The organism is Puniceicoccales bacterium, assembly GCA_031283585.1.
Classification (GTDB): Bacteria; Verrucomicrobiota; Verrucomicrobiia; order Opitutales; family LL51; genus JAIRTH01.
This window is the reverse complement of the sequence record JAITBP010000002.1, coordinates 25,545-34,372: the sequence shown is the minus strand read 5'-3', so window position 1 is coordinate 34,372 and position 8,828 is coordinate 25,545. Positions and strand designations below refer to the sequence as shown.

9 protein-coding genes are annotated in these 8,828 nt (G+C 43.1%); 7 read left to right on the top strand and 2 right to left on the bottom strand.

The features are described from left to right. Positions 1-134: 134 nt before the first annotated feature. The gene (locus LBB20_00415) at positions 135-572 is read right to left on the bottom strand and encodes a hypothetical protein (protein ID MDR2735295.1); all 438 of its coding nucleotides are present in this window, start codon (positions 570-572) and stop codon (positions 135-137) included. Positions 573-755: 183 nt separating this feature from the next. Between LBB20_00415 and recA the strand changes: the two genes are divergently transcribed. The 6 genes from recA to rsmA all read left to right on the top strand — a co-directional run bounded on the left by recA (position 756) and on the right by rsmA (position 6,732). Further along, positions 756-1,805: a recombinase RecA gene (recA, locus tag LBB20_00410; GenBank protein ID MDR2735294.1), complete on the top strand. Its 1,050-nt coding sequence runs from the start codon at positions 756-758 to the stop codon at positions 1,803-1,805. 12 nt (positions 1,806-1,817) lie between these two features. Then, positions 1,818-2,699: a SufD family Fe-S cluster assembly protein gene (locus LBB20_00405; protein MDR2735293.1), complete on the top strand. Its 882-nt coding sequence runs from the start codon at positions 1,818-1,820 to the stop codon at positions 2,697-2,699. 15 nt (positions 2,700-2,714) lie between these two features. Then, positions 2,715-4,340, top strand: a complete 1,626-nt coding sequence (locus tag LBB20_00400; protein ID MDR2735292.1) for an AMP-binding protein — start codon at positions 2,715-2,717, stop codon at positions 4,338-4,340. 57 nt (positions 4,341-4,397) lie between these two features. Further along, complete coding sequence (locus LBB20_00395; GenBank protein ID MDR2735291.1) at positions 4,398-5,039, top strand: MarC family protein; 642 nt, start codon at positions 4,398-4,400, stop codon at positions 5,037-5,039. A gap of 61 nt (positions 5,040-5,100) precedes the next feature. Continuing rightward, positions 5,101-5,898 (top strand): 5'/3'-nucleotidase SurE, encoded by a 798-nt coding sequence (gene surE / locus LBB20_00390; GenBank protein MDR2735290.1) that lies wholly within the window; start codon positions 5,101-5,103, stop codon positions 5,896-5,898. After that, positions 5,899-6,732: a 16S rRNA (adenine(1518)-N(6)/adenine(1519)-N(6))-dimethyltransferase RsmA gene (rsmA, locus tag LBB20_00385; protein MDR2735289.1), complete on the top strand. Its 834-nt coding sequence runs from the start codon at positions 5,899-5,901 to the stop codon at positions 6,730-6,732. It begins immediately after the preceding gene. 20 nt (positions 6,733-6,752) lie between these two features. Here rsmA and LBB20_00380 read toward each other — a convergent pair whose 3' ends face one another. Next, the gene (locus tag LBB20_00380) at positions 6,753-7,874 is read right to left on the bottom strand and encodes a hypothetical protein (GenBank protein MDR2735288.1); all 1,122 of its coding nucleotides are present in this window, start codon (positions 7,872-7,874) and stop codon (positions 6,753-6,755) included. 112 nt (positions 7,875-7,986) lie between these two features. Between LBB20_00380 and LBB20_00375 the strand changes: the two genes are divergently transcribed. Then, positions 7,987-8,820, top strand: a complete 834-nt coding sequence (locus LBB20_00375) for a hypothetical protein (protein ID MDR2735287.1) — start codon at positions 7,987-7,989, stop codon at positions 8,818-8,820. The last annotated feature ends 8 nt before the right edge of the window (positions 8,821-8,828 follow it).

Below are 8,828 nucleotides of genomic sequence, written 5' to 3'. Positions count from 1 at the left end.
TAGGAGACCATCCAGATATTTATACCCTAGGCCCGCCAACTGTCCGGCGGGCCTTTTTGTTCGGTAATGTTTTCGGAAGTAAGACCGAGGTTTTGCCAGCTTAGGCCTGATTATTAATCGATTTATTTATGTCCCTAGCTTGCCGGTTGTTTGGCTGGCGGACTTTGTCTCGCCGGTGGTATGTATCTATAAATCGTGTAGATCCTCTCTTCGCTGTTTGGCCCAGGGGTTACGCTGATTGTCAGCTTATATAGGTTTTCAATCTTTTTATCTTGCATTGTAGGCGTATTATTGTCTGCACCGCCGTCTGTGCTACTGGATGAGGCCAAAGCTTTACCTTTTACGGCTACTGATTTTAGTATTTTTATGATGCCATTTGCAGATTTATCGCCAGTGACCCAGGTTGGCAAAGCGACTTCACGCCCCACGGAGCATAAGTCGCTACCATTAATATTTACGCCTCTTTTGAGGATGGAATCGATTATGAACTTCGTGTTAAACGCATCATTGGAGTTGGATTTGCGAGAATTTTTCTTTATTATCATACCATTTATAAAACCCTGCGATAACATAGTTACCGAAAGTGCAAAGACAGATATGCCAATTATACACTCAATCAATGCAGACCCTTTGGAAGATTTCATTAGGCGCAATTCTATGACTATGTTATTATTTCTCAAGCTTTGTTTAGCATTTGATTGAAATCAACTTTAATAAAGTCTTGAAACAGCTCTCCAGGCTAATAGACATGGTTCATGGCAAAAGATGATCAGGCAAAACAGGTTTTACATGACCCAAAGACTTTGGATTTGGCCATAACTGCTGTCAATAAACAGTTTGGCGAGGGTTCTGTGATGCGCATGGGAGACGCCAAAAAAATGAATGTGTCGGTAATTTCGACCGGATCCCTGTCACTGGATCTGGCCCTGGGCGTCGGTGGATTGCCCCGGGGCAGAATCTGCGAAGTGTTTGGCCCAGAGTCTTCCGGTAAGACCACGTTTTGCCTGAGTGTTATTGCCGAGGCCCAGCGGATTGGAGGTAATGCTGTTTTCATAGATGTGGAGCATGCCCTCGACCCGAAGTACACAAAAATCGTTGGCGTTGATCTAGATAACCTGATGGTCGCCCAGCCAGAAAATGGTGAAGATGCGCTGAATATAGCCGAAACCTTGATAAGGTCCGGTGCCATCGACGTGATCGTAATAGATTCGGTGGCGGCGCTGATTTCCAAGGCTGAACTCGATGGTCAGATCGGCGATACCACCATAGGGTTACAGGCAAGGATGATGAGCCAGGCCATGCGTAAGCTGACATCGGCGGTGAGTCGTACCCAATGTATCTGTGTCTTTACCAATCAGATACGTGAAAAAATCGGTGTCATGTTTGGGAATCCGGAGACGACCCCCGGTGGCCGGGCGTTGAAGTTTTTTTCGTCGGTTAGGCTCGACATAAGGCGTGTTAACCAGATTAAGGACAACGCCGGCCGTGTGATCGGTAATCGTACCCGGGTGAAGATCGTCAAGAACAAGGTGGCGGCGCCGTTTACCGAGTGCGAGTTTGACATAATGCACAGCGAAGGGATTTCCAAGACCGGGTCGATAATAGACCTGGGTCTGGAATATAACATATTGGACAAGAAGGGCGCATGGATTTCGTACCAGGGTAAATTGGTCGGTCAGGGCCGAGAGGCTGCCAAGCAGACCATAGCCGAAAACAAAGCTCTGGCCGATGAGATCAAGTCGTCGATCTTGGAGAAGGTAACTGTTTCTGGTGGAACAATTTTGGCCGAATCTGTAGAGGAGTAAGAGCCGGGCATCATGTCGTCTTTTGACCAGTTGAGAGATCTTTGTTTTACAAATAGGTTTGACTGGAAGTTTTCCAGGCCAGAAATTTTTTTAAAAAATTTTGCTCAGAAAGCCGAACCGGCGGATGATGTCTACGTTATGATGCTGGAACGCTGTGCAGCCGAAGGACCTAGGAGATCTATGGCCATAGGCAACGATGGTTTTTATGAAATTGCCCAGGACGATTTTTGTATTATTGAAATAAAAATAGCCCGGGGCATAGAGGTCAGATTGGACCATAGAACCGTTGGCAACGGTTGTGGTGGATTTTTTTTCCTGGTGGCCGAAGAAGGTTCGTCTGTGGTTTATAACCATAACGTATCCAACGAGATAGGTCCTGTTGGCTTTGAATCTATCAGCTTTCTTGCCGAGGCAGGCAGCCGCATTGATCTGAACCAGAAAGTTGCTACAGGTTCGGATTTTAGATCTGAAATTAGTTTTTTTCTTACCGGTGAAGGTTCGAAGATCGATGGAAAAATTTTTCACATCGGTGAGGCTAGTTTTTTCGACTGTAGAACGCTCCAGTATCACTTGGGCCGCAACACCATCTCGAACTTGGTTGCAAAATTTGCACTGAAAGAAAATGCAAATTCTTCATTCTGTGGAAAAATTATAGCGACGGAAACGGCCATCGATTCCGAGGCTAGACAATTGAATAAAAATATTATCCTATCTGACTCGGCCAGAACAACTAGCGTTCCATCGATGGACATTAGGAATCCTGGCATAAAATGCTACCATGGCGCCACTGTTAGCGAAATAAATTCGGAGCAATTATTTTATCTTAGATCCAGAGGCATCGATCTGCAAACCGCCGAGCAGATGATTGTCGATGGTTTTTTGGAGTTTTATTGATTAATTTATATTTTTGTGAAGGAAAAAACTAAAACCCATTGCAGTAGAAGCACTAATATAGCGGAGATGATAGACAGACTGGCCGAAACCCAGCCGGACAGCTGGGCCGTAATGATTCCACGGCGTGATCTATTTAGGCGGTTGAGCTATGAAAAAATTCCATTCTCCAGGCTAAATCAAGATATCGACAGGGTTATTGTTAATCTTTCTGCCGCAGGTGTTTGCTATGGCTCGCGAATTTTGATGATGCTTAAACCAAGCTATGAATTCATCTGTGTATTTTTTTCACTTTTACGCCTGGGAGCTGTTCCGATCCTGATAGATCCTGGGATAGGCCCGTGGACATTTTTTAGCTGTGCAAAACATTCCAGGCCGGAATTTGTAATAGGTGAAAAATTTGCACTGATGATGTTAAAATTCTATAGATTGCCCGGGATCAGGTCGCTTCTTCCAAAATCGAAGCTCTTTGCCAAATCTTTGCCTTCGGAGGTTCCGAAGCCGGCAATAATTGATCCAGATGCCATTGCCGCTGTGTTGTTTACATCCGGCTCAACGGGTATTCCGAAGGGCGTAGTTTATAGGCATAGGCATTTTTTGGCCCAGCTGAATATTTTGAAAAATTTGTATAAAATCGGTGAAAAAGAAGTGGATTTGACACTTTTGCCAGTGTTTATGCTGTTTAATCCGGTGCTGGGGCGTGCGACGGTTTTGCCGGAAATCGATCCCTCAAGCCCGGCAAAACTTGACCCTAAAAAGTTTGTCCAAGCAGCTATAACTGTCAAAGCAACAAGTAGTTTTGCGTCACCAATTCTGTGGAAGAAGATAGCCAGATACTGTCATATTAGGGGCATAACACTGGATGATTTTAGATTCATATTTTTGGCCGGGGTTTCCGCCGGCGCGGCCACCGTAAAAATGATCAAAAAAATAGCTCCTAATGCGGAAATTCACACGCCCTACGGTGCCACCGAAGCACTGCCAATCTGTGATCTGGAGGCCGATGAAATAATTTCTGTGGCGGATTTGGAAAGCTGTGGTGCCGGTGTTTGCGTTGGATATCCTGTTGATGGCGTGAATGTTAAGGTAATAAAATCGGTCGATACCCGGGTGCCATTAATGGAGAGTGATATGGTCCTGCCAACGGGCCATGTCGGTGAGATTATTGTAAGCGGAGGCGCTGTAACAGAAGAGTATGATGATCTTGAACTTGAAACTTCTATGGCTAAAATATACGACGTCACCGTGACCTGGCATAGGACCGGTGATCTCGGGTTTTTTGACCAAAGAGGCCGGCTATGGTTCTGTGGTAGAAAATCCGAGCGCGTCGAGGTTGGTGACGAGATTTACTATCCAGAGTGTGTAGAACCTCTATTCATGCAACATAGTGCCGTGGAAAGAGTTGCTCTGATAAAGTGTAAAAATTACACAACGATCACCCCTGCCATTGCAGTTCTTCCAAAGCATGGATTTTTTCCAAGATTCTTTTGGCAAAGGCGAAAATTTTCCATGGAACTGCGTTCAATAGCCAGCAAATACCCTAAAACAAAAAAAATAAATAAGTTCTTCTTTTGCAAGGCATTTCCGGTCGATGTCAGACATAATTCAAAAATAAACCGTGTGTTGTTGTCAAAAATTAGGTGATTTAATACTACTTATGCCGTTGACTTTGTCCTGGGCGATGTATTATGTCCAAGCTAAATGAACTTGTTTGTAGAAACAACTGTCAGTATTTATACTATTTTGTCTCCGGTTATCGGGGCCGCTATTATGATTGGAATGACGCCAACGGCGACGCCGGACGAGCGAATCCGTATCTCAAGACAGGCCTGCCTTGTGGCCGGGTCATTGCTGATTGTGTTTGCCGTGGCCGGAAATTTTATAATGGAGACGGTGTTCAGGATATCTACCCACGCCTTCCAGGTGGGCGGAGGCATGTATCTGCTGACCATAGCTGTTGGCATGGTAATAGCTAAAGAAGCTAAAGAAGCTAAAGAAGAAAAGACTGGTGATTCTCAAGGCAAACCGGTACAACAGGTTAGCGGTAATATCGCCATAACTCCAATCGGGACGCCTTTGCTTACCGGTCCGGGCACAATAACCGCCACATTGGTCAAAAAGTCTAGTATTCCAAATAATTTTTCCAGTATGGCAGTTTTTTTTACCGCCATGATATTTGTCATATTCCTGTCCTATCTGACCTTCGTTATTTCGTGCAAGTTTGCTAACTTGTTGACTCCGAAGGTACTCGGTGTCATTGAGAAAATTACAGGTCTGATTCTTATCTGCATAGCCCTTGAATCGATAATCGCCGGCACGTCCACATTTTTGCGCTTGTTATAAGTTCTTATAGGTCAAAGGTGTATTTTTATTGCAATTATTTTTACGATGAATACCATTGGATGTGGTGGCTAGTGTGTTGATTACCAATGATGATGGGATCGATTCGGCGGCATTAATGGCGTTGGTCAAAAGTTTTGTCTCTAATGATTGGGATGTTTTTGTTGTGGCGCCAAGCGAGGAACAAAGCGGTGTTGGGCGTTCCATGGGATTGAGCAAAGAATTTTTTTCCCGGAAAGTTTCTTTAAGTGGTTGCAATGCATGGGCGATTAATGGTACGCCGAGCGATTGTGTGAACATCGCTCTGGGAAATCTTTTACAAAAAAAACCAGATTTGGTTATTTCTGGCATCAACTGGGGGTTAAATATAACAGTCCCAATTATATTCAGTTCAGGTACCGTTGGTGGTGCCATGGAAGGTTTTTGCTGGGGCGTGCCGTCAATCGCTTTTTCCCAAGGACTTCCGGATCAAAAAGAGCATTATCTACAGCGCAGGATTGATTATATAAATCACCCGGGCCTGATGAGTGTAATAAAAATTTCTGCCGATATAGCCGTTGATATCGCAACGGAACTTGTTGCGAGTAAGAAGGTTGAGCTTCATAATGTAAATTTTCCATATCCGACAAAACCTTCCACTCCGGTGAAAAAAACACGGCTGGCGGATATAACTCTGAATAATGGCACGGACTTTGGAGCCTATGGGTCATTGTATGAGCTGGTTGGTGACAAATTTATATTCAAATTCCCTTCGGGTGATTTCAGTGGCTTGAATTTTTCCGAAGGTAGCGACGTGTCATGCCTGGCCCAGTACAACATAAGTGATTCTATCATAAGTATTAGAAAGCTGTGTACATTTTAAATGTTTGGCCTGAAATCCACCCTATCCGTGTTGAAAGATATCGGTTGCGCTCCCAATAAAAGACTTGGCCAAAATTTTCTAATCGATCCGAATATGATAAAAAAATCTGTGCAGCTGGCCGGAATCCAGGCCGGCGATAATGTGGTCGAGATTGGTCCTGGCCTCGGAGCTCTTACCATGGGTTTGCTGGACGCCGGTGCAAAAGTCTTTGCTGTGGAATATGATAGAGCGTTGTATTCATTTTTATGTAAAAATTTTTCGCAAAATGGGCTGTTTTCGCTGCTCAATGGTGATGCGGTGGAGTTTCCGGTGGCCGGGTTGCCGGATGATGTTTTTGATTACAAAATAGTTTCAAACCTACCCTATGCGATTTCAACGGCCTGGCTCGATGGTGTCCTGGGCCGTGATTTTTTACCAAAAATTATGGTGTTAATGCTTCAAAGGGAAACGGTTAGCAGATTTACATCATCCCCCGATTGTAAAAATTTCGGTGCAATATCCCTGTTTCTGAACTCGGCCTATTCGATAGAATGTATACATAATGTGTCAAGAAAATGTTTTTATCCCGAGCCAAAGGTGGATTCATCACTGCTTGTCCTGAGAAAAATGGAGCAACCCTATATTTTTTTTCTGAAAACCAAATCTTTGATCCGGTTCCTGTTCAACTACAGAAGGAAACAGATCGGCAGCACATTAAAAATATGCGAGGCAGAAGATGGCCCATTTCTTAAAAAAGCACTTCAAACATCTGGAATAGACTATACGTCCAGGCCTGAAAATGTCCCCATTGAGACCTGGCAAAAACTGGATAAGGAACTTAGGCAACTTCTCTGAGCTATTCTAGTAATCGCCGGTTAGGGAGCCGGTGTTTTCTCAGTTGATGCCGCCGATTTTAATAATTGGGCAGGCGATGGCAGAAATATGACGTCGTCATCGTCACCTTCCTCATCATCTTCCAGACCATCATCTACTGTTGGGCTGGCGTCGAGCGGTGAGAATAAATCATCATCTTTTTCATTATCAACATCATCGCCAACGTCGTCGCCGATGTCATCGTCATCGCCGATGTCGTCATCCATATCATTACCACCATTAAAATTATCATCAAAATAGAAAAAAACAAAATCATCCAAAGCCTTGGTAATAGGTGGCTTCTGGCCATTGGACGGTTCCACATCCAACAGAGTAACCCTTGATATTCTGACAGACCCAATCGAAAAAATTGCTTTTTTAAACTCCAATTCGTCACCATTATAACCTGACCAATCTGGCCATAGGTTGTCATAATTGTCAGGATTAGCCTCTGCTACAGAGTACAACCACATTGAACCGCCTTTGCCTACTAACCTCAATCCTTTATTATATTCTTTTGGAAGAGAATTAATATCTACTTTTAACCCTTGGTAATAATGAAGGTCCCTCGAAGAGATAGTTACCTTATCGGCTGTCGACCTAAGCATATACTCTATGGTCACTATGGAATTGTCGTTGGGTCGCATTTTTTCATCACCCTTGTTAATAATTTCACACCATGCCCCATCGCAGAGGTTGATCACACTATGATTTTTACAAAGATAGTTAATATAATCTTCGGATTCTTTCCTGCGATTTTCTTCACGTCTTTTTTCTATGTAATGTTCCGCTTCATCACTGCCTTCAATCTTTGGATATTTATCTTTACAGCAGAGTCTTAGCCCCTGGATAAACAATTCCCACTCTCGGTCGGTGAATTCCAGTTCTGTAATGTTAAGTTTATGTCCAGATAACCAACCATAGGCCGTTATAAGTTTGTCATATTTGTGGTCAATGGACTGGATCGATTTCTCAGTGTCTATCGTGGATTGGGCATTATCGTAATTTTCACCCGGGACCTCTATTTTATCCAGGTCCACAGCATCGGCAGTCTCTACGCATAGCCCAATTGATGTAAATAACAAATAAAAAATCCCTACATAGGTTGATTTAAAACTCATCACATTTGACACTATGCTATTATCTATTCGCTTTGTCCAGAAAAATATACAACTATATTCATATTATTGCTGTAATAACGCCGATTAGTATTATAATGCACAGTGTTGGGGATTTATGGATGTTCTGGTTGTTATTCTGGCTGGAGGAATTGGCGAACGCCTATGGCCACTAAGTACTACTGAAAGGCCGAAGTATTTGTTGAGGATAGATGAGACTTCATTGATTCAATCAGCTTTCCAGCGAGGGCTTTTGCTCTGCAATGTTTCCAACATATTTATTTCTACAATCAAAGAAAATAGCCAGCTGATCATGGAAAAGCTGCCGATGTTACGAAAAGACAACATAATATTAGAGCCATTTGCTAGAAATACCGCTGCGGCCATTTGTTTAGCTAATGAGGTTCTCAGCAATCGGGCTGGGACTAGGCCAATAGTATTTATACCATCGGATTCTGTAATAAATGACCTGGCCGGGTTTAAGGAAACCTTAACCAGTGCGATTGATTTTGCTTCAATTACCAATAAAATAACGGTTATCGGTGTATCACCTAAAGACTCATCTTCCCAATATGGGTACATTAAAATTGGTTCTGTGGTGGAACTTGGTGAAAAGATATTTAATGTGGATAGATTTGTGGAGAAGCCGGATAAAACAACTGCAAATAGTTATGTAAAGTCTTGCAAGTACTTTTGGAATACAGGCATGATAATAGCCACCGGATATGCTATCCGCAGGGCAATCAAACTACATGCCAATGATATATATGAAAATATTAGAAGCCATGTTGCCGGATCAGACTATGCCTATGGCCAGATCAAGAACATATCTTTTGATCGTGCTGTGCTTGAAAAATTGGACGATCTTTTGATGGCTATTGGTACTTTTGACTGGGAAGATATCGGTAGTTTTGAAATTTTGGCTAAATACAAAATCCATGGCTTATCCTAGAGTTATAA